We start from the raw sequence: 20,779 nt of genomic DNA on the forward strand, positions 1-20,779 counted from the left end.
GCTCAGGGTGCTTCGAAGCCGAAGCGGGCGAGAATTCCGCGTCCCTCGGCGGATTGCACGAAGGCTTCGAACGACTTCGCCTCGGCCACCTGCTTCGAGGCCGCGACCACGGCGATCGGATAGCTGATCGGCTTCGGGGTCGGCACGGTGGCGGCGACGGTGACCTTGTCTTTCGCGATCGCGGCATCGGTAGCGAAAACGAAACCCGCTTCGACTTCACCGCGGGCGACGTAGTCGAGGCTCTGGCGCACGTTCTGCGCGAGCACGCCCTTCGCTGAAACAGCATCCCAGAGGCCTTGCTGCTCCAGGGCGGCTTTCGTGTAACGGCCGACAGGAACAGAGGCGGGGTCACCATAAGCGACGCGCTTCACCGCCGCGTTTTTCAGATCAGCGGGTGAAGTAACCCTGACCGTCGCGTCCTTAGGCACGATCAGAACCAGACGGTTGGTCGCGAAGTCCTGCCGCGTCGACACGTCGATGGCTTTCGCTTCGACCGCCTTGTCCATCGCGGCCTGGTCGGCCGAGGCGAACACGTCCGCCGGGGCGCCACTGGCGATCTGGCGCAGCAGCACGTCGGACGCCGCGAAGTTGAGGACGACGTGGGTACCGGGGTGTTTCGCTTCGTAGGCCTTGCCGACGGACTGGAAGGCGTCGGTGAGGCTGGAAGCCGCCGAGACGACGAGATCGGCGGCGGAAGCCATGCCGGGACCGATAAAAAGGCACAGCGCGACGAGAGGGCGGAAGCGCATGGCGTCAGTCCGGCAAGGAGAGGTTGGGCAATATAGGAAGGTATATGGCGGGGGGTCAAATGCGCTGGCTGGCGCGAACCGGGGAGCGGGGAGCGGGACCTCCACGGTCACCGCCTCCCGGTCGGGCCATCCCCGCTGCCGATGCGCCTCAGCCCGCCGCCAGCACCACGAAGCTGCGCGGTGGCGCAATCATCTTGCCGCCTTCGGCCACGGTATCCACCGCGAGATCCAGATCGCTCGAGAACGCCACGCTCCAGGCACCCTCGGGCAACGCGAACTCCACCCCGCCATCGAAGGCGTTGATCAGGATCAGCACCGTCTGATCCGCCGCATGCTCTCGCACGCCGGAGGCCTGGCTGCGCCCGTCGAGCAGGATACCGATGGAACGCGCACGCGGATCGTCCCAGTGCTCAGGCTGCATCTCGCCACCGCCGGGGTTGAGCCAGACGATGTCGCGGATGCCCGATTCCTCGTCGTAACGACCGTTGAGAAAGCGACCGCGACGCAGGATCGGATAACGCTCGCGCAAGGCGAGCAATTCACGCACCGACTGGGCCAGGCTGCCCTCGGTCGGATCGTCATTCCAGTCGATCCAGCTCAGCTCGTTGTCCTGACCGTAGACGTTGTTGTTGCCGTTCTGCGTGTTGCCGCGCTCATCGCCGGAGAGCAGCATCGGCGTCCCCTGCGCCAGGAGCAGGGTGGCCAGCAGGTTGCGCGACTGGCGCTGCCGCATGGCGCGGATGCCCATGTCGTCCGTCGGGCCTTCGGCACCGTGATTGAACGAATGGTTGTTGTCCGAGCCGTCGCGATTGTCTTCGCCGTTGGCATCGTTGTGCTTGCCGTTGTAGCTCAGCAGATCGCGCAGCGTGAACCCGTCGTGCGCGGTGATGAAGTTCAGCGACGCGTACGGGCGACGTCCACGCTTGTCGAACAGATCGGCGGAGCCCGTGAAACGCCGTGCGAACTCCGGCAACTTGCCTTCCTCACCGATCCAGAACGCGCGCACCGTGTCGCGGAACTTGTCGTTCCACTCCACCCAGCCCGGCGGAAACTCACCCACCTGATAGCCGCCGGGACCACAATCCCACGGCTCGGCGATCAGCTTGGTCTGGTTGAGCACGGGGTCCTGGGTGCAGGCGTCGAGGAAGCCGCCGTTCTCGTCGAATCCGTACGGCTCGCGACCGAGGATGGTGGCGAGGTCGAAACGGAAACCGTCCACGTTCATGTCCGTGGCCCAGTAGCGCAGCGAGTCGGTGACCATCTGCAGCACGCGGGCGTGACTCAGGTTGACCGTATTACCGGTGCCCGTGTCGTTGATGTAATAGCGCTTGTCTTCCGCCAGTCGGTAGTAGCTGGCGTTATCGATGCCCTTGAACGAGAGCGTCGGGCCCATTTCGTTGCCTTCGGCCGTGTGGTTGTAGACCACATCGAGGATGACCTCGAGACCGGCGCGGTGATACGCCGCCACCATGTCCTTGAATTCGCGGGGGTCGCCGCTCGACATGTAGCGCGTCTTCAGCGCGAAGAAGCCGATGGTGTTGTAACCCCAGTAGTTGCGCAGGCCCTGTTCCAGCAGGTGCTGGTCGTCGAGGTAGGCATGCACGGGCAGCAACTCGATCGACGTGACACCCAGCTGGCGCACGTAGTCGATCACCTCTTCCGTCGCCAGGCCGGCGAACGTGCCGCGCTTGTCTTCCGGCACCGACGGGTGCTGCATGGTGTAGCCACGCACGTGCGTTTCCTGGATGACGGTACGGTTCCAGGGAATGTGCGGCTTGCCGTGTTCGATCCACTTGTACGTCGGATCGACGACCATCGCCTTGGGCATGAACGGCGCGCTGTCGCGCTCATCGAAACTGAGGTCGCCGTCGGCGTGGCCCACGGTGTATCCGTAGAGTTCGTCGGCCCAGATCAGCTCACCGACGATGTGCCGGGCATAGGGATCGAGGAGCAGCTTGTTCGGGTTGAAGCGGTGCCCGTTCTCCGGCTCGTAAGGGCCGTGGACGCGGTATCCGTAAAGCTGTCCCGGACCGACGCCCGGCACGTAACCGTGCCAGACCTCATCGGTGTACTCGGGCAGGTCGATGCGGCCCGTTTCGTTACCCGCTTCGTCGTAGAAGCAGACCTCGACCCGCGTGCCATGGGCGGTGAACAGGGCGAAGTTGGTGCCTTTTCCATCCCAGGTCGCTCCGCGCGGAAACGGCGAACCCTCGCGGACGGGGGAGGCGGAGTCGTAACGGCGATCGGGCATGGCGGCGTCCTCGTGGGGGTGGCGCACGATGACCCAGCGCACGACAGGAAAACGTGAGGGCGCCTCCTGGCCGACATACCTCAGCGACACCGCGCCGCAGCGCCTTTACACCCGGACGTGGCATCATCCCTGGACCCGCATCCAGGGTTGATCGAGGGGACGCCGCGTTGCGTCGAACACAGGGACACATGCGTTGGCTGGGATGGATGGCGACGATCGCCGTCTGGCTCACCGTGCTTGCGCCCACCGTGTCCAGGGCGCTGCCCGCGTTCGCCTTTCCCGATCTCGGCGCCTGGTGCGACAGGGAAGCTGTCACGGCGCACCACGGTATGCCGGACCACGGTCACGACATGGGCGGCGATCAGGACGCCGACGACGCCTGCGGCTACTGCGCCCTGTTCGCACAGACGCCTGCCCTCGGCGGCGACTTCTTCGTCGCCCGGTGGCTCCCGCTGGCCGGCTACGTCGACGCGACGCTGCCGGCCCGGCGTGCCGCACCATCGCTGGTCCGCCATCACGCTCCCTCCCGAGGTCCGCCGGTCGCCGCGCACGCCTGATCGTTTCCGATCCCGCCGTACGCCAACGACCCACGGACTATCGCCATGACCCTGCTTCCTCTCGATGGACGCGCGCTCGCGCGCGCCGTCGCCTGCGCCATCGGTGCCTCCGCGCTTGCCGCCCATGCGGCCGACACGCCGGACGCCCCCCAGACCACCAACCTTCGCGAAGTGCGCGTTTCCGCCGTCAGCAAGGGAACCCATGACGATCCCGACATGCCTTCGGCGGTCGAGACCGTCGACGCCGCCAGGCTCGGCCGCCTCAACGTGATCAACGCGGAAGACGCGCTGAAGTACCTGCCCTCCTTCGGTATCCGCAAGCGATTCGTCGGCGACGAAAACGCCACGTTCTCCGTGCGCGGCACCAGCAACCAGCAGAGCGCGCGCGGCCTCGTCTACCTGGACGGCTTGCTGCTGTCGAACCTGCTGGGCAACAGCTGGTCGAATCCGCCACGCTGGTCGATGGCCTTTCCGGAGAACCTCGATCGTGTCGAAGTTCTTTATGGCGCGTATTCCGCGCTGTACCCGGGCAACGCCATCGGCGCCACGGTGCTGATGACCACGCGCATGCCCGACAAACTCGAGGTGACGGGCGAGGTCCAGGCCTTCACCCAGCATGTCGATACCTATGGCACGGACCGCAACTACGGCGGCAGCCGGCAGAGCGCGACCTTCGGCGACCGTTCGGGCAGGTTCGCGTTCCTGATCGGTGTCGCCCATCTGCAATCCAACGGGCAGCCGCTGGTCTACGCCGTGCAGAACCGCGCCAGCCGCGCCGGTACGACGAACCCGGTCACGGGAGCCATCGGTGACACGGGCGCCACGGGGCTTCCGCGTGAGATCGTCGGCATCAACAGCGAAGGCCAGGAGGCGACCAGCCAGGACGAAGCCCATGTGCGCCTGACCTATGACTTCACCCCGGAGCTGACCGGCGGCATCACCGCGGGCTACTGGAACCAGGATCTCTCCCATCGCACGACGACGTACCTGCGTGACGCCGACGGCCAGCCGGTCTGGTCCGGTCCGGTGAGCATCGATGGCCGCCAGTACACACTACCGGCCAGTTTCTTCGCCCCCAGCACGCGGCAGAGCCGCAACTATCTCTATGGCGTTTCGCTCGGCACGCACCGGGACAGCGGGTGGAATATCGAAGGCAACGCGTCGTACTTCGACATGGACCGCAACCGCGACCGTGTGGCCGACGCCGTGACCTACAACGGCAGCGGCCTGTCGACGGCAGGCGACGGCAGTCGCTGGCGGACTTTCGACCTGCGGGTCAGCCATACCCCGGACTCGCTGGACGCCAACTCGCACACGGTGAGCTTCGGTTACCACTTCGACGGCTACCGCCTCGATAACGTCACGAATCTGCTCTCCGCATGGCGTAACGGCGGCACCGGCGCACTCACCGCGGCCAACGGTGGCAGCACGCAGACGCAGGCGCTCTATGTACAGGACGCCTGGCAACTCGACGAGCGCTGGCGCCTCACCGCCGGTGCGCGCTACGAGCAGTGGCGCGCGTTCGGTGGCACGCGTTCCACCGCTAGCGCGACCATCGGGTACCCGGAGCGCAAGGAGTCGCACACCTCTCCCAAGCTGTCATTGACCTATGCCGCGAGCGACAACCTGTTGCTGCGTCTGTCCGGAGCACGCGCCTGGCGCTTCCCCACCGTGAACGAGCTTTTCCAGGGCACGTTCAACGGTATCGCGATCGTCAACAACGATCCGAATCTGAAGCCGGAAAACGACCTCTCCCGCGAACTGTCGGCCGAGTGGTACCAGGCCCATGGCGTCGCGCGGTTCACGGTGTTCCGCAGCGATACACGCGACACGCTCCTGAGCCAGACCGATACAACCGTCTTTCCGAACGTCACCAGCGTGCAGAACATCGACCTCGTACGCACGCGCGGTGCCGAGGCAAGCTATGACGGACGTGGCGTGGTCTGGGATGCGCTCGATCTCACGGCGAACGCGGCGTATACGCAGGCGACCACGGTTCGGAACCATCGTAACCCCTCGTCGGAGGGCAAGCAGTTCTATCGCGTGCCGCGATGGCGTGCGAACCTGATCGCCACCTGGCATGCGAGCGAAACGGTGGCACTGACGCTGGCCGGTCGTTATTCCGGGCGGCAGTACAACACGCTCGACCACAGTGACATCGACCCCGACACCTTCGGCGGAGCCAGCGCGTTCCTCACCTTCGACGCCAAGGTGCAGTGGCAGGCCAGTGAGCACGTGAACCTGGGTATCGGCGTGGATAACCTCACCGACCGGCGCTATTACGTCTACTACCCTTACCCCTCACGCACGTACATGGTGGAGGCGAAGTTCCGGCTCTAGGCCATGACTGCCCCGCCGCGATGCTGCGCCATCGTCAGATGCTCGTCGAGCATGAACGATGCCGGGCCGCCGTTCCAGAGCCTGTCGAAGAACGCGGCGACACCCGCGTTGCCGGTGGCCAGATCGCAGGTGAAACGAAGCAGTTCCGTCCCGGGGACGGCCAGTCCTTCAGGCCGCCGGACCAGGAACAGTTCGATGCCGCCGGCGACGCGATGGGCCTGCGTCAGATAGTGCGCGGCACGCTCGGGCAACACCGCGGCCAGATCGAGCAAGGTCTCACCGATCCCGGCGAGGCCGTCGCACAGTCCCGGTGAGATGGCGTGGCTACGCATCAGGTCCGCCTCGCTGGTCAGCAGAATGTCCCGGTAACGGCTGTCGCCGGTGGCCGCAAGGAAGCGCGCCACGACGGCAAGGACGCCGGCCGTGCCATGGCGCAGGTAAGGCACCAGGGCGCCGCCCTCCACGGCGCGACGCCAGGTGCGATCCCCGTCCGCGTTGAATCCGTAGTGATCGAGGTCGAAGGCGAGCCCTTCGCGCGCCGCGTCGAAGAAGCGGGACTCGTCCGTCGCCCTGAACAGGTGCAGCAGAAACAACGCGATACCGGCGGCACCGTAGCCCAGCCCCACCGCTTGCATGGCTTCGCCGTGGTGCCAGCCGCGCTTGCCGTGCACGCACGGCCCTGCCGCCAGCAGCGCGTCACCCGCCGCGATCGCCGCCGCCAGCATCGCGTCATCCTGCGTACGCCGCCAGACCGCGATCCGCGCAAGGCCCCAGCCGGCGATCCCGTCGTACAACCCATAGCGCTCGCGAATGGGCCCGTCGAGGGTCGACGCGCCCAGCAGCGACAGCGCGAGGTCTTCCCTGCCCGCATCGAGCAGGACCCATGCGATGCCCGCGTCACCGTGCATCAGGTCGCACCCCCGATGTCGTCCCTCGTGCACGCCTGCGAGCAGGTAATCCATCAGGCGGTCGGGGACGGGCCGGCCTCCGCGCTGGCAGGCGTGCACGATGCCTGCCGCGCCGTACGCGACGCCCCAGGGATGGCGCTCGAAGACCTGCGGGTCCGCCGGCACGTAGCGATCGGGCCGCGCGCCTGCCGACAGTGTGTCGATGTAACGGAACAGATCGCCCGCGGCGTTCGCGACGGGTGCAACGGTGCGCCGCAGATGCGGGACCAGAAGCCGGTCATCGGCGAGATGCGTGAGCGCACCGCGCACCTTCTTCATCGCGGCGACAGGCGACGGCCGCTTGGTCGGCTCGCTGTCCATGAGCGCGACGATCGTCGTGGCGACGAGCGCCGGATACCCCATGTCTTCGCACAGGCGATGCGTGATGCGCATGGCGGCGCGGGGATCGAGCGGCAGCATCGCATTGACCGGAAGCATGGCGGCGAAAAGGTTGGCGCCGAAGGCGTAGCGATCCTCCGCGCACGCGCTGGCGTGGTCGTCACGCTGTGGCGATCGCGACGCGAACCCCGGCGTGCACAGACCCGAGGGGCGGTCGAGCCCACGATCGACGGCCGCTTCGAGGTCGATGATGCGAACACGCCCGTCCGTCGCGATCATGATGTTGTGGAACGAGAAATCGCCCAGCGTGACGCCTGTCGCGTGGATGGCCTCCAGCGCGTCCGCTATGCGCTGGAACACGTCGCACAGCTCACGCAGGAAGCTCGCGACGTGGGCTTGCGTCGCTCGTGTCTTCAGCCACGGGTAGCGCTCGGCGAGCCACCGGCGCAGGGTCTGACCGTCGATGTACTCCTCAACCAGATACTGGTGCTCCCATTCGGTGAAGTAGGCGACGGGCGACGGCGTGACGCCAAGTGGAGCGAGCTTGCCCAGCAGGCGGTACTCCTTGAGCAGCAGAGTGGTGGCCGACTGCGTGCCGCCGATGTGGGGACGGGCCTCCTTGATGACGACGTGGCGTCCCGAGTCGCGATTCAACGCCAGATAGATGCCCCCGGCCGAGGAAAATGTAAGCGCGCCGCGAACCTCATAGCGTCCGCCGTCCAGGCGCAGTACCGATGAATCGCCGGCATCGGTATCCTGCGGAAACGGGTCGCGGACCCACGGCGGCAGGTGCACGTATGCGGCGCGTATATCCGGTTCCTTCTCGCCTGACGGGTTGCGCAGGAAATATTCGCGCTGCCCACCCGCCGACACCTCGTATTCGCCACGGATGCCACCGAACCGGTAATGCAGGATGCGCGATCCCGGAAAGCGCCGGTCGCTGAGAATGTGCGGTCCCTCATAGCCGGTCAGAACGGCCTGCAACTCTTCCATGACGTAGCGGAAGGCTTTCGGATCGGCCGGGTAGATCGTGATGAACTTTCCGGAGCCTCCGCGCGGCCACCGCTTGCCATTCATCGCGGCGTGCATGCGCGCGTCGGCGGCGAATTTGAACGCGACGCCCAGCGCGCTGAGCGTTGCCGCCACGATCGAAAGCACGATCGGTGCGGTGGACGCTACGGATGAGACGTGAATCTTCCAGCCCTGCGCCGGCAACGGCGTATCCGGCAGCAGGCAATGCATCCAGACCCCAGAGCGGTGCATGCGCCAGCTGGACGGGACGATCCGGCGCACCGGCTCGACGAAATCCCGCTCGTCGATGACGCGACTGCCGTGTGTTTCGAAGAATTCGCGGTCCACCGCGGTGTAGTACAGCAGTTCGGTCCGTCGTTCGGCGGGCATGACTGTCCTTGGAATGGCACACAAAAAACCGGCATGCGGTGCGACCCGGACGTCGCACCGCATGCCTTCGCCCCAGCCGGATCACGGCGGGAGTTACTGGCCGTCGATACCGTCGACGTTGGCGAACGAGCAGGCGCCGTTGCTGCATGAGCTGGTCGGCGTATCGGCCTCTCCCGCGGTCAGCGGATCGGCTTCGAGCATCTGCAAGCGGAGGACGTGGTCCATGTGATTCTCCTGGCGATATCGACGTGCTGCCTCCCCCCCATGGAGAAGCGCGTAAGCCAATCTAGGAGGGCAGCGCGATGGAAAACAGCGGGAGAGATGCGCCAGACCGCCTTTTTCGCACGCGAAGGGCACATAAATCGCCGTCCCGTTCGAAACCGGTCGAGCCGCCTGTCCGGAATCGGACAGCGCGTCCGGAAACGGACAACGTCAGGGTCAGGTGCCGAGAGGGAGCACCACGACGGCCACCGCACCGGGACCGTCGGACCGGTTACGCAGGTCGACGCTTCCCGCGTGCGCTTCGACGATCAGCCGGGTAAGGCTCAGGCCGATACCCGAGCCGGTTGGCTTGGTGGTGAAAAAAGGCACGAACAGTGAGGATCGTTCGGGCAGGCCACCGCCTTCGTCTTCGATCGTCACGCGAACCTGCGCACCTGCCACCATCCAGTTCACACGGACGCCGCCTCCCGACGCCAGCGCCGACTCCACCGCGTTGCGCAGCAGGTTGATGAAGGCCTGATCGAGCTGGGCCTCGTCACCGTTGACCACGACCTCGGCCGAACCTTCGACGCCGATCTGCATCCGGTCTTCCAGACGTGCGAGCCGACGCAAGGAAAGGTCGAGCCGGAACGCCTGGGCGCGCAGGGGTGGCAAACGAGCAAGGCGCCCGTAGCCCGCCAGGAAACGTGCCAGCGAATCCGAACGCCGCTCGATAACCTCCAGGCCTTCACGCAAGTCGTCCTCGACGGCGTCCCCACCGTGCTGATCGAGCAGGGCCGACAGGCTGCCCGCCAGCGAGCCGATCGGTGCGAGCGAATTGTTGAGCTCGTGGCTGAGCACGCGAATCAGTCGCTGCCACGCGTTGCGCTCCTCGTCCCCGAGTGCTGCACTTACATCGTGCAGCATCACCATCGTGTTCTCGTAGCCTTCGCTGTACCAGACAGCGCGGCGGACGATCCAGCGCCCGGTTCGGGCAGGAAACTCCCATGAGAGAATCGCGTTGTCCGACGCGACGACCACCGGCATCAGGCCCATGGCATCGGCGTCGCGCCCGATGACGCTGTCGTGAGCCGCGCCGATCAGCTCACGCGCGGCAGGATTGATCATGACCAGGCGCTGCTCACGGTCGACGACGAAGATCGGGTCCTGCAGGGCGGTGAGCGTCTTGCCCAGGAAGCGCAGGCTTTCGGTGCGTTTTCGCCGCCCTTCGCGCAGGGTGTCCGAGACGGCGTTGATGTCCGCGATCATGCCTCTGAGCGGGTGATGCCGCGAAGGCAGGCTGCCGCGCACGCCATAATCGCCCTCGCGCAGTGCGGCGAGAAGACTTCCCAGCGTGCGCCAGGCCGCCAGCATGCGCCACGCGAAGCACGCGATGGCGGCCGCACCGAGGCCCATTCCGAGCGCGAACAGCATCGCCATGTCCATCCCTGTCAGTTGACCTGGTCGAATCCGCCCTTGGCACGATGCTTGTCGATGCGACGGTACAAGGACTGCCGCGAAATGCCCAGCGCGTCGGCGGCTCTCTGCAGGTTGTTGTCGTTGCGTTCAAGGGCTTGCCGGATGAGCATCTCCTCCGCTTCGGGCAAGGTGAGTCGATCCAGCACCAGCGGTGCGCCGGACGGGGGAAGAAGCGCCAGCGTCTCCGCATCGATGTCGTCACGCGGGGCGAGCAGGACGGCGCGCTCGATGACATGCTCGAGTTCGCGCACGTTGCCCGGCCATCCGTAGGCACGCAGGGCACGCTCGGCGGATGGCTTGAGGTTCATCGCGCCGCGTCGCAGACGGGCACATTCGCGCAGGAGGAAATGGCGGGCGAGCGGCACGATATCCTCCCCGCGATCGCGCAGGGCCGGGAGCCTGATCTGCATCGCATTCAGGCGGTAGAGCAGGTCGCGACGGAACCGGCCGTCCCTTACCGCGGCATCGAAGTCGGTATGGCTCGTCGAGATCACCCGCACATCCGCGCGCCGTGTGCGCATCGAACCGCTTCGCTCGAACTCTCCTTCGTCGAGTACGCGAAGCAGCTTCGCCTGCTGCTGCAGCGTCATGTTGCCGACCTCCTCCATGATCAGACTGCCGCCGTGCGCCAGTTCGAAACGCCCGGGTCGGGGCGACGGCTCGTCGTCCCCGAACATCTCCTCCGAAAAACGCATGTCCGACAGACTGGCCATGTCGACGCGGATCAGTGGTTGGTCGGCACGGGGTGACATGGCGTGGATTTCCCGCGCCAGCAAAGACTTGCCGCTGCCATTTTCGCCCATCACCAGCACGCTGGCGTCGCTGGCGGCGATGCGATGCGCGAGGTCCACCACCCGCCGCATCGACGTCGATTCGCAGATCCGCGTCGCGTCGGCCGACCGGCGTGCGAGCGCGGTTTCCGTGCGCAGGCGAAGGTTCTCCTCACGCATCGTCCGCAGGGCGATCTGCGCACGCACGGTGTGCACCATGCGCGCGTTGTTCCAGGGTTTTTCGACGAAGTCCGCAGCGCCTATGCGCATCGCGCGCACGGCCAGGTCGATGCTGCCCCACGCCGTCATCACGATGAGCGGCAGGTCCGGGCATTCATGACGCAGGCGTGCCACCAGGTCGAGTCCCTCCGTGCCCGAGGTCGTATCGGCACCGTAGTTCAGATCCAGGATCGCGCAGGCCACGGCCGTCCGGTTGACGACGTCGCAGGCGCCAGCGGGCGATTCCGCTTCCACCGAGGGAATGCCTTCGGCACGCATCAGCAGGCGCAGGGACAACCGGATGTCCGGGTGATCGTCAACGATCAGGACGGGCAAGGCATGATGACTTTCGGACATGGCGCTCGATGCTCCTGAGATGCATGACACGGCGTTGCCACACTCAGCCGCCACGCAGGATGGGGAGTGGTTGAAGATGAGCCGCCCACCATGCGGGACGTGCGATCGCGACGAGCGCGGCGGCGATGAATACGAGCACGGCGGCTGCCGCCGCCACGGCGTCGACACACTCGACCTGAGGCCAGGTACGCGTCAGCGCGGCCGCGGCAGACCCGAACGCCGCGCCAGCGACCGCCGCCAGGAAATAGCCGGTGACGGCGCCATGGACCAGTCGCCGTCGCGGTTCGCCCAGCGCGGTACGCAGGGCGAACTCGCGGTGGCGTACAGCCAGATCGACGGACTGACTCGAATACAGACCCACGGTCGCCAGGACCAGGGCGGCAAGTGCCGCGGCGGCGAGCAGATTAGCGTTGCGCCGCGCCTCCGCCGTCGGCTCACCCACGAGGTCGGCGAGCCGCCGGTACGCGCCTGCCGCGACAACAGGCGCCACCTCGCGCAGTCGGGACGCGAACGCCTCGTCGCTGCGTCGCTCCTCGGCGGCCGGCACCCGCCACACCGCGTACATCGGCATCAGGCGGCGAATGAACGCATAGATGGCAGGGTCGACCTGGCTGAGCGGGACGAACACCGTGGCGACCGCGCGCTCCGACGGTCCCGCCACGCGTGTGTCCGCGACGATGCCGACGATGCGCATCGGCGGCGTCACCGCCAGGCGGGAATCGGACCGGACGAAGCCGCCGAGCGTCCCGCCCATGGTCTGCACGAACGTCGTGTTCACGACGGCGACCGGCATGGCGCCGGCCCGGTCGGTATCGTCGATGGCACGGCCCGCGAGGCGCGTGAGGCCCAGAGCTTCCGTCGTGCCCGGCGTCACGACGGCGAAGCGGACGAAGCGGCGGTGACCCGTCGCATCGAGGAAGGGCATGACCAGACCGTCACCTCGGGGCAGCAGGTTGGTGAAGCCGGGTGGCCCGCTCAGCCGCGTTCCATTCGTGCCCCGGCGGAGGTCGTCAAGCATGGCGAGCACGTGGTCGCGTGTCGGATAGGAGGAGACGTCGAGGTGCATCGGGACAAACGTACCGCCTTTCGCATCGAAGCCCGGTGCGACTTTTTCGAGGCTGACGAGGCGAGCGACCGCCACCGTCGCAAAAACCAGCAGCGCACCGGCAAAGGCGGACTGAACCAGAATCAAGGCGATACGGGTCGCCCGCGCCAGCCTTCCCAGCCCATGACGTCCGTCCACCGCGATACGCTCACGCAGGAGATCGGCGAGGCTTTCGTGCACCATTCCGGAAACCGCGGCCATCAGCACCATAGTCACGTCCACCGCCATGGCGGTCAGATACACACGCGGCGACGTCTCGATCGGCAGGGTGCTGCTCAACCACGTGGCCGGGACGACGTCCTTGAATACCTGCACGAGAAGTGCGCCGGCCGGGAGGCCGATGCCCGCGGCCAGCACACCGATGGCGAGCGCTTCCTTTACGGTGGACGACCAGGGTGAAAGCCCACGCGCTCCGAGCGCCATACGTATGGCGGTATCGCGCGACCGGGTGAGACCTCTCCCGAGCATGAGGTTCGACAGCGCGATGCCCGCCGCCGCGAGAACGCCTCCCGCGCATGCCATGAGGCCGAGCAGTGGAGACCTGGCATTTCTCACCAGAACGAGCGCCAGCGGCGTCGCACCGACGTCGGCATCGGCGCCGGTGTCGAGATCGCGACGACTCGTTTCCCGGGCCGTGCGCCCGGCGACCTCGGACGACAGGGCGTCGATCGTGGCGTCCGGCCGGAGACGCGCCACAGCGATCAGGTTGTCGGCCGCGTCGTCTGCCGAACTGGACACACGCATCGGCAGGACCACGTCCACATCGTGGAAAAACCGGTATCCCTCCGGCAGGACGCCGATCACCGGCATGCGGCGCCCGTCGACGATAACCTCCCTGCCGAGTATCGACGGGAGACCGCCCCCGTGGCGATGCCAGAAATCAAAGGACACCATGACGCCCACGCCGGCGGCGAGATTCCTCCCCGCGGCAGGCACGATCCCGAGCGTTGAGAGAAAGCCCGGGTCCACACGCTGGCCCTGCAGCAACCATCGCTGCTCACCCATCACGAGATTCACGGCGCGGGGAAGACGCGTCGCGCCGCGCGATTCGACGCTCGCAAGGCCGCCCATCGCCCCGACGAATCGCGGCGATGCGACGCGCGTCGGATCGCCGCGGTAGCTGGCACCGTACACGGCAAGACGGTCGACGTCCGCGAAAGGCGGCTGCCGCCAGAGCAGGGAATCGACCAGGGTGAGCGCCGCGGTGAAGGCCGCGATCCCTATGGACAAGGTGATCGCGGCAAGCGCGAGAAAGCCGACGCGCGCCCCACTTCCGCCGTTCACGGGAGCGAGCCCGCAAGCTGCCGCTCGTCGAGTCCGGACCCCGCCTCTCTCTGCCACTCGGCGTAGCTCGTCTCATCGACCAGTCGGCCGTCGAGCAGCCTGACGATGCGGTCGGCGGCTCCACGAAACCGCTCCTCGTGAGTCACCACGCAGATGGTCCGGCCTTCGGCATGCAGGCGTCCCAGCAGCGCCATGATCCGTTCGCCGCTGGCAAGATCGAGGCTTCCCGTGGGTTCGTCGGCCAGCAGAATGGCGGGATCCCCGGCAAGGGCGCGCGCCACCGCGACCCGCTGTTGCTGGCCACCCGACAACTGGGCCGGGTAATGACGCGCGCGGTGCGACATGCCGACGTCTTCGAGTGCCCGCAGCACCCTCTCGCGACGCTCCCGCCGCCCGATGCCGCTGCGATACGTCAGTGGCAAGGCCACATTGTCGAAGACATCCATGGCGCTGATCAGATTGAACGCCTGGAAGACGTAGCCGATCCGCTCGTTGCGCAGCCTCGACCGTGCCACCCTGCCAAGCTGCCCTGCCTCCACGCCTTCAAAACGCACTTCACCCCCGCTGGGATGGTCCAGAAGTCCCATAAGCGAAAGCAGCGTCGTTTTGCCGCATCCCGACGGGCCGGCGATGGCGAGGAACTCCCCGGGGCGGACGTCGAGGTGAATGTCGGTGAGCGCATGGTGTTCGATGCTTCCGGCACGAAACACCTTGGCGATGCCGCGCATGGCGATCACGGGGGAGTTCGCACGCGGTTCCATGACGCGTTTCCTGCGTTCGTGCGGGGGACTCCGAGACTAGCGCGCCAACTTCACGTTGTCGTGTCACCGAGCCGTGCGATGCAAGCGATGGCGGGCGTATTGCCGGATTTGCGTGGTGATCCCGAGACGGGATACGACCTCCTCAGCCTTTGGTTGAAGGCCGCTCATACCCAGGCCCGGTAGCCCTCCTTTATGACAAAGCTTAGAATTGGCTTATGGGGAGGAACGCGGAAGTCTGTTCCGCGGCAATCGGAATGCGCGGGGTCGTCAGCGGGGCGGCCCGACGGCGCGGGTACGGAGTTCTCTCGATGGTTCAACGTTTTTCTCTTGGTGGCCGTGTCGCCTGGCTCAAGCGCTACGACCCGGATGGCTGGCTGCGGCCGGCGCTCGTCACATTGTGGAACGGCCTGGTCACCCGCCTGGATCTCCAGGCACTGCGTTCGCCGCCCCGCCACGCGGGTGAGGCGGCCAAAGCCGTGGAGGCCCGGCGGCTGCAGACGCTCAGCGCCTGCGGCGCACCGGTGCCCCGCATCCTGGGCGAGGGCCCGCGCAGCCTGATCCTCAGCGATATGGGTCCTACGCTCGCGCACCGGCTGAAGCGCCTCACCAGTGCCAACGATGCCGATGTACTGGTCAGGCAGACCGCGCGGGCCATCGGCGAGCTCCATCGGCACGGCGGCTATCTCGGTCAGGCGTTCGCGCGCAACATCACCGTGGGCGACTCGGGCGTCGGTTTCATCGACTTCGAGGAAGATCCCAGCGAGATCATGAGCCTGTCGCAGGCACAGGCACGTGACTGGGTGATGTTCACTACCGGCGTAGGTCCGTATTTCACGGGTCGTATGGATGTCCTTACGGGCCTGATCCATGACGAGGCGGTCGCGATGGAACCCGCCGTGGCCTCCGAAGTGCGCCGCATCGCCCAGCGTCTGAGCTTTCTGGAGCGTGCCGGACGCCTGCTCGGTCGCAAGACGGCCGCCATGGCGGGCGCGATCGGCGCCATGCGCAAAGGCTTCGCACTGCTGGCGATCGGTGCGTTCATCGTCGATCTGGCCAGCGACGGGGACTGCGACATGTGGCTGGCAATGATGGCCGTGGTCCAGCGCGCCACGACCTGAGTGCGCCGGCGCGTTACCATCCGGCGTCGCCCCGATCTCCTTCCAAGGTTCGCCGCATGGCTGTCCCCTCGACCGATTCGTCCTGGTTTCTTCCGCTCGACCGTGAACTGGGGCGGCTGATCCGCGATCTGGACTGGTCGGCGACCGCGCTCGGGCCCATCGACGGATGGCCGCCGACCCTTCGGCATGCGCTCGCCGCGATGCTTCGCGCCGACGCGCCGATGGCGATCTTCCAGGGACCGGAAGGTGTTTTTCTCTACAACGATGCCTATCGCGCCATTGCCGGCGTGCGACACCCCGAGGTTCTGGGCCGGCCGATCATGCAGGCATGGCCCGAACTGGCGGAGTTCAACCGGAACGTCCTCGACGTCGTGCTGGCCGGCGGCACGCTCGCCTATCGCGATCAGCATGTCGTGCTCGATCGCTCCGGTGAATCGGAGGACGCCTGGCTGCACCTCGACTTCAGCCCGCTCGTGGATACCTCCGGCGTTGCCGGTGGCGTGTTGGTGGTGATCAAGGAAACGACCCGGCGCGTGGAGGTCGAAGAGCGTCTGCGCATCGCCCAGCAGGCCGGCGGCGTCGGTTCGTTCGAGTGGTTTCCGGAGACCGGCCGCCTCGAAGTGTCCGAGGAATACCGCCGCATCTGGGGCCTTCCCGCCGAAGGCGTCGTCACCGACGCGATGCTGGGCGAACTGCTTCATCCCGACGATCGCCACGAGGCCGCGCCGCAACGGCTGGACCGGGCGAATCCGCTCGACTACACCGAGTACCGGCGCATCGATCCCCTCACGGGCGAGGTCCGCTGGATCGCACGGCGGGGGGAAGTCATCGCGCACCCGGGTCAGGCGCGCCGCCGCTTCATCGGCATCGTCATGGATATCACCGCGCGGAAAGCGGCCGAAACCGAGCTCGCCGCGTTCGCCGCGACGCTGCAGGAGCGCGTCGCCCAGCGCACCGCCGAGCTGCTGCGCACCCAGGACGCGCTGCGCCAGAGCCAGAAGATGGAAGCGATCGGCAACCTGACCGGCGGCGTTGCCCATGACTTCAACAACCTCCTGCAGGTGATCAGCGGCAATCTCCAGCTGCTGGCCGAGGATGTCGGTGGCAACGAGCGTGCGGAGCGACGCGTCCGGCACGCCCTGGCGGGCGTGGCGCGAGGCTCGAAACTCGCATCGCAGCTGCTGTCGTTCGGCCGGCGGCAGCCGCTCGCGCCCAAGGTGGTCAACATCGGCCGTTTCATCCGCAACATGGACGACCTGCTGCGGCGGACGCTGGGCGAAGCCATCGAGGTCGAGACGATCGTCGCCGGCGGCCTGTGGAATACCCTGATCGACCCGGGCAACGTGGAGAACGCCCTGCTCAACCTGGCGATCAACGCGCGCGACGCGATGGACGGCCAGGGCAGGCTCACGATCGAAGCCGGCAACGCCTATCTCGACGCGCACTACGTCAGCTCGCTCGACGACGGCGAAGTCACCGCGGGCCAGTACGTGCTGCTTGCGGTGACCGACACGGGCCATGGCATCGACGCGACCATCGTCGACAAGGTGTTCGAACCGTTTTTCACCACCAAACCGGAAGGTCGCGGCACCGGTCTCGGCCTTTCCATGGTCTATGGCTTCGTCAAACAGTCCGGCGGCCACATCAAGGTCTACAGCGAGCCGGGCGAAGGCACGACAGTGAAGCTCTATCTGCCGCGAACCACGCAGTCGGAGGACATCATCGTCGACATCGATGCCGGTCCGGTGACGGGTGGTCATGAGACCATCCTCGTCGCCGAGGATGACGAAGCGGTACGCGATACCGTCGTCGCTCTGCTCGCAAACCTGGGCTACCGCGTACTCAAGGCGCGCGACGCGCAGAGCGCATTGTCGATCGTCGACAGCGGTATTCCGATCGATCTGCTGTTTACCGACGTGGTGATGCCCGGCCCGCTGAAAAGCCCGGAACTGGCCCGCAAGGCGCGCGAGCGCCTTCCCGGGCTGGCTGTGCTGTTCACCTCGGGCTACACCGAGAATTCGATCGTGCACGGCGGCCGCCTCGACGAAGGAGTCGAGCTGTTGAGCAAACCCTATACGCGGGAAACGCTGGGTCGCAAGCTGCGCCAGATCCTGGCCGCACAGGCGCAGCGCGATGCCGCCGATCCGGCGACGCCTTCGGTCGCGACGTCCACACCGCCACCTGCAAAGGCCCTGCGCATCCTCGTCGTCGAAGACGACTGGCTGGTACGCACCACGGTCGTGGAGATGTTGCAGTTGCGCGGCCACGACGTCCGCGAGGCGGGGGACGGCACGCGGGCCACCGCCTTGCTCGATCAGGAAGCGGCGGATCTGGTCATCACGGATGTCGGACTACCGGGCATTTCCGGCATCGAACTCGCCGCGACGCTGCGCCAGCGCTTTCCGGACCTGGCGGTGATCTTCGCCACGGGCCACGCCGGTACGGCCGGCCTCCCCGACGATGAGCGCAGCGTCGTGCTGTCCAAACCGTACGGCTCGGAGGCACTGACCAGGGCGGTCAGCCGCCTGTTTCCGGCGCGCTGAGCGGTCCGATCGGTGCACCTCAACGCATTGTGGCGCAACGACGTAATCGTTTACATGTAACGGCATTTACGTGCCCACATCCGGGGCCGATGCCGGTATCCTTGCCCGCCTGACGCGCCCTCACGCGTCCACTCCGCTTTCAAGGCAGAACCCATGAATCGTGATCCCCGCATCGAAGACCTGATCGCCCGCATGACCGTCGAAGAGAAGGTCGGCCAGCTCGGGTGCTTTGCGGATGCCCTGCGTCCGTTCGCGCCCGACATCAACCCGGAAGCGAATGCGCTGGGTGCGGCGGAGGTTCGCGAACAGATCCGCGCGGGCCGCGTGGGCTCGCTGTTCAACGGCGTCGGCGCGGCCGAGGGCCGCGAGGCGCAGCGCATCGCCGTGGAAGAAAGCCGCCTCGGTATTCCGCTGCTGCTGGGAGCCGATGTCATTCATGGCATGCGCACCGTGTTTCCCATTCCCCTGGGTGAGGCATCGACGTTCGAGCCGGACCTCGCCGAGCGCACCGCGCGCGTGACGGCCGTCGAGGCCACCGCCGCCGGCATCCACTGGACCTTCGCTCCCGCCGTGGACATCGCACGCGACCAGCGCTGGGGACGTGTGGCCGAGGGCGCGGGTGAAGACGTGGTGCTGGGCTCGGCGTTCTCCGCCGCGCGTGTGCGGGGTTTTCAGGGCGCCGACCTCAAGGCCGACGATTCGCTGCTCGCCACGCCGAAGCACTTCGCCGCCTACGGCGCGGTCGCGGGCGGCATGGAATACAACGCCGTCGATATCTCCCCGCAGACGCTGCGCGACGTGCACCTGCCGCCGTTCAAGGCGGCGGTCGACGCCGGTGCGCTGACCTTCATGAGCGCGTTCAACGACATCAACGGTGTACCCGCATCGGCCAACCGCGAACTGATGACCGATATCCTGCGCGGGGAATGGGGTTTCGAAGGCCTCGTCGTCTCCGATTACACCGCCGACATGGAACTGATCGCGCACGGCTTTGCCGCCGACGAGCGCGACGCCACGCGCCTTGCCTTCGTCGCGGGTGTAGACATGAGCATGCAGAGCGGCTTCTACGCGGCGAACCTGCCCGACCTCGTCGAGAAGGGCGACGTGCCGATGGACGTGCTGGATGAAGGCGTCCGTCGGGTGCTCACCGTGAAACAGGCGATCGGCCTGTTCGACAATCCCTACCGCTCGCTCGACGCCGTAGCCGAAGCGGATACGTCGAAGCGGGCCGGGCACGACGAGCTGGCGCGCGAGGCGTCGCGTCGCTCGATCGTGATGCTGAAGAACGACGGCGTGTTGCCGTTGCGCAAGGCGGGTCAGAAGATCGCCCTCATCGGTCCGTTCGGTACCGATGTCGACAACATCGAAGGCTGCTGGACGTTGTTCGGCGACAAGACTCGGTACGTGACCATCGAGGCCGGCCTGCGTGCCGCTCTCGACGATGCGGGCTCGCTCGAGGTGGTCGCCGGCAGCGGCATCGAAGATGCGATCGGCGGCGGCATCGATGCCGCTGTCGCGGCGGCGAAACGTGCCGACGTCGTTCTCCTCGCCATCGGCGAACCGCAGGTCTATTCCGGTGAAGCGCAGTCGCGTACGCAGATCATCGTGCCGCCCGCCCAGCAGGCGCTGGCCGAGGCCGTCGCCGCCACCGGCACACCGGTCGTCGTCCTGCTGAAGAACGGTCGCGCGCTGGCCCTTACCGGTGCCGTGCGCAGCGCCTCGGCCATTCTGGTGACGTGGTTCCTCGGTACGCAGACCGGCCCGGCGATCGCCGATGTCGTGTTCGGCGATTACAACCCGGCCGGGCGTCTTCCGGTGAGTTTCCCGCAGGACGCGGGCCAGCAGCCGTACTTTTACAATCACCTGCGCACCGGCCGCCCGGAACTGGCGGATCAGCCGCCCGCGTTCAAGGCGCGCTATCGCGAAGTCACCTTCGAAGCGCTGTACCCCTTCGGCCACGGGCTCAGCTATACCTCCTTCGGTTACGACGCGCCACGCGTGAAGGCCCGCGTGCGCTGGGACGAAACCATCGTCGTCTCCGCCACGGTGACCAATACCGGTGGCGTCACCGGCGAAGAGGTGGTGCAGCTTTACATCCACGATCGTGTCGCCAGTCGCGTGCGGCCCGTGCGTGAACTGAAGGCGTTCCGCAAGATCCTGCTCGCTCCAGGTGCCTCCGAAGAAGTCTCCTTCGAGCTGACCCGCCGCGATCTCGCTTTCACCCATCGCGACGGCACGACGTTCGAAGCGGAGCCGGGTGAGTTCCATGTCTGGATCGCCGGCTCGTCCGCCCAGGGCGAAGCGGCCACGTTCATGCTCGAGCAGCCCTGATCGTCATAATGGCGCCTTCGTCCTCGA

At 66.7% G+C, this 20,779-nt stretch carries 13 protein-coding genes; 5 read left to right on the forward strand and 8 right to left on the reverse strand.

What is annotated here, in order from left to right; all coding sequences use genetic code 11:
* Window positions 1-2 precede the first annotated feature (2 nt).
* Window positions 3-749 (reverse strand): molybdate ABC transporter substrate-binding protein, encoded by a 747-nt coding sequence (gene modA / locus BLT40_RS11505; RefSeq protein WP_090353201.1) that lies wholly within the window; start codon window positions 747-749, stop codon window positions 3-5.
* A gap of 148 nt (window positions 750-897) precedes the next feature.
* Window positions 898-3,000, reverse strand: a complete 2,103-nt coding sequence (gene glgX, locus BLT40_RS11510; RefSeq protein ID WP_079521324.1) for a glycogen debranching protein GlgX — start codon at window positions 2,998-3,000, stop codon at window positions 898-900.
* A 188-nt stretch (window positions 3,001-3,188) separates the two neighbouring features.
* Here glgX and BLT40_RS11515 point away from each other — a divergent pair, with 188 nt between their 5' ends.
* Window positions 3,189-3,557: a DUF2946 domain-containing protein gene (locus BLT40_RS11515; protein ID WP_079521236.1), complete on the forward strand. Its 369-nt coding sequence runs from the start codon at window positions 3,189-3,191 to the stop codon at window positions 3,555-3,557.
* Window positions 3,558-3,602: 45 nt separating this feature from the next.
* The gene (locus BLT40_RS11520) at window positions 3,603-5,897 is read left to right on the forward strand and encodes a TonB-dependent receptor (RefSeq protein ID WP_090353205.1); all 2,295 of its coding nucleotides are present in this window, start codon (window positions 3,603-3,605) and stop codon (window positions 5,895-5,897) included.
* Here the strand turns inward: BLT40_RS11520 and lanKC are convergent.
* From lanKC to BLT40_RS11545, 6 genes are all read right to left on the reverse strand, one after another.
* On the reverse strand, window positions 5,894-8,584 hold the full coding sequence (gene lanKC / locus BLT40_RS11525) for a class III lanthionine synthetase LanKC (protein ID WP_176809157.1): 2,691 nt from the start codon (window positions 8,582-8,584) through the stop codon (window positions 5,894-5,896). The genes BLT40_RS11520 and lanKC overlap by 4 nt on opposite strands.
* Window positions 8,585-8,677: 93 nt before the next feature.
* Window positions 8,678-8,809 carry a hypothetical protein gene (locus BLT40_RS20625; protein ID WP_255349726.1) on the reverse strand — a complete coding sequence of 44 codons (132 nt, stop codon included), beginning with the start codon at window positions 8,807-8,809 and terminating at the stop codon, window positions 8,678-8,680.
* 213 nt (window positions 8,810-9,022) lie between these two features.
* Window positions 9,023-10,225 carry a sensor histidine kinase gene (locus BLT40_RS11530; RefSeq protein ID WP_176809158.1) on the reverse strand — a complete coding sequence of 401 codons (1,203 nt, stop codon included), beginning with the start codon at window positions 10,223-10,225 and terminating at the stop codon, window positions 9,023-9,025.
* An 11-nt stretch (window positions 10,226-10,236) separates the two neighbouring features.
* Window positions 10,237-11,610 (reverse strand): sigma-54-dependent transcriptional regulator, encoded by a 1,374-nt coding sequence (locus tag BLT40_RS11535; RefSeq protein ID WP_079521232.1) that lies wholly within the window; start codon window positions 11,608-11,610, stop codon window positions 10,237-10,239.
* A 43-nt stretch (window positions 11,611-11,653) separates the two neighbouring features.
* Complete coding sequence (locus BLT40_RS11540; RefSeq protein WP_176809159.1) at window positions 11,654-13,999, reverse strand: ABC transporter permease; 2,346 nt, start codon at window positions 13,997-13,999, stop codon at window positions 11,654-11,656.
* Window positions 13,996-14,760 (reverse strand): ABC transporter ATP-binding protein, encoded by a 765-nt coding sequence (locus BLT40_RS11545; RefSeq protein WP_090353217.1) that lies wholly within the window; start codon window positions 14,758-14,760, stop codon window positions 13,996-13,998. The genes BLT40_RS11540 and BLT40_RS11545 overlap by 4 nt, the downstream gene beginning before the upstream one ends.
* A gap of 308 nt (window positions 14,761-15,068) precedes the next feature.
* Here BLT40_RS11545 and BLT40_RS11550 point away from each other — a divergent pair, with 308 nt between their 5' ends.
* The 3 genes from BLT40_RS11550 to BLT40_RS11560 all read left to right on the forward strand — a co-directional run bounded on the left by BLT40_RS11550 (window position 15,069) and on the right by BLT40_RS11560 (window position 20,752).
* Complete coding sequence (locus BLT40_RS11550; RefSeq protein WP_079521229.1) at window positions 15,069-15,878, forward strand: BUD32 family EKC/KEOPS complex subunit; 810 nt, start codon at window positions 15,069-15,071, stop codon at window positions 15,876-15,878.
* A gap of 56 nt (window positions 15,879-15,934) precedes the next feature.
* Entirely contained in the window at window positions 15,935-18,421 is a 2,487-nt protein-coding gene (locus BLT40_RS11555; RefSeq protein ID WP_090353219.1) for a response regulator, read from the forward strand.
* 153 nt (window positions 18,422-18,574) lie between these two features.
* Window positions 18,575-20,752: a glycoside hydrolase family 3 N-terminal domain-containing protein gene (locus tag BLT40_RS11560; protein ID WP_090353222.1), complete on the forward strand. Its 2,178-nt coding sequence runs from the start codon at window positions 18,575-18,577 to the stop codon at window positions 20,750-20,752.
* The last annotated feature ends 27 nt before the right edge of the window (window positions 20,753-20,779 follow it).

The organism is Dyella sp. 333MFSha (assembly GCF_900102405.1).
GTDB lineage: Bacteria > Pseudomonadota > Gammaproteobacteria > Xanthomonadales > Rhodanobacteraceae > Luteibacter > Luteibacter mycovicinus.

Bases quoted from the DNA above. Each gene is read 5' to 3' on its own strand.
- modA (WP_090353201.1), bottom strand. From the start codon at position 749: ATGCGCTTCCGCCCTCTCGTCGCGCTGTGCCTTTTTATCGGTCCCGGC.
- glgX (WP_079521324.1), bottom strand. From the start codon at position 3,000: ATGCCCGATCGCCGTTACGACTCCGCCTCCCCCGTCCGCGAGGGTTCG.
- BLT40_RS11515 (WP_079521236.1), top strand. From the start codon at position 3,189: ATGCGTTGGCTGGGATGGATGGCGACGATCGCCGTCTGGCTCACCGTG.
- BLT40_RS11520 (WP_090353205.1), top strand. From the start codon at position 3,603: ATGACCCTGCTTCCTCTCGATGGACGCGCGCTCGCGCGCGCCGTCGCC.
- lanKC (WP_176809157.1), bottom strand. From the start codon at position 8,584: ATGCCCGCCGAACGACGGACCGAACTGCTGTACTACACCGCGGTGGAC.
- BLT40_RS20625 (WP_255349726.1), bottom strand. From the start codon at position 8,809: ATGGACCACGTCCTCCGCTTGCAGATGCTCGAAGCCGATCCGCTGACC.
- BLT40_RS11530 (WP_176809158.1), bottom strand. From the start codon at position 10,225: ATGGCGATGCTGTTCGCGCTCGGAATGGGCCTCGGTGCGGCCGCCATC.
- BLT40_RS11535 (WP_079521232.1), bottom strand. From the start codon at position 11,610: ATGTCCGAAAGTCATCATGCCTTGCCCGTCCTGATCGTTGACGATCAC.
- BLT40_RS11545 (WP_090353217.1), bottom strand. From the start codon at position 14,760: ATGGAACCGCGTGCGAACTCCCCCGTGATCGCCATGCGCGGCATCGCC.
- BLT40_RS11550 (WP_079521229.1), top strand. From the start codon at position 15,069: ATGGTTCAACGTTTTTCTCTTGGTGGCCGTGTCGCCTGGCTCAAGCGC.
- BLT40_RS11555 (WP_090353219.1), top strand. From the start codon at position 15,935: ATGGCTGTCCCCTCGACCGATTCGTCCTGGTTTCTTCCGCTCGACCGT.
- BLT40_RS11560 (WP_090353222.1), top strand. From the start codon at position 18,575: ATGAATCGTGATCCCCGCATCGAAGACCTGATCGCCCGCATGACCGTC.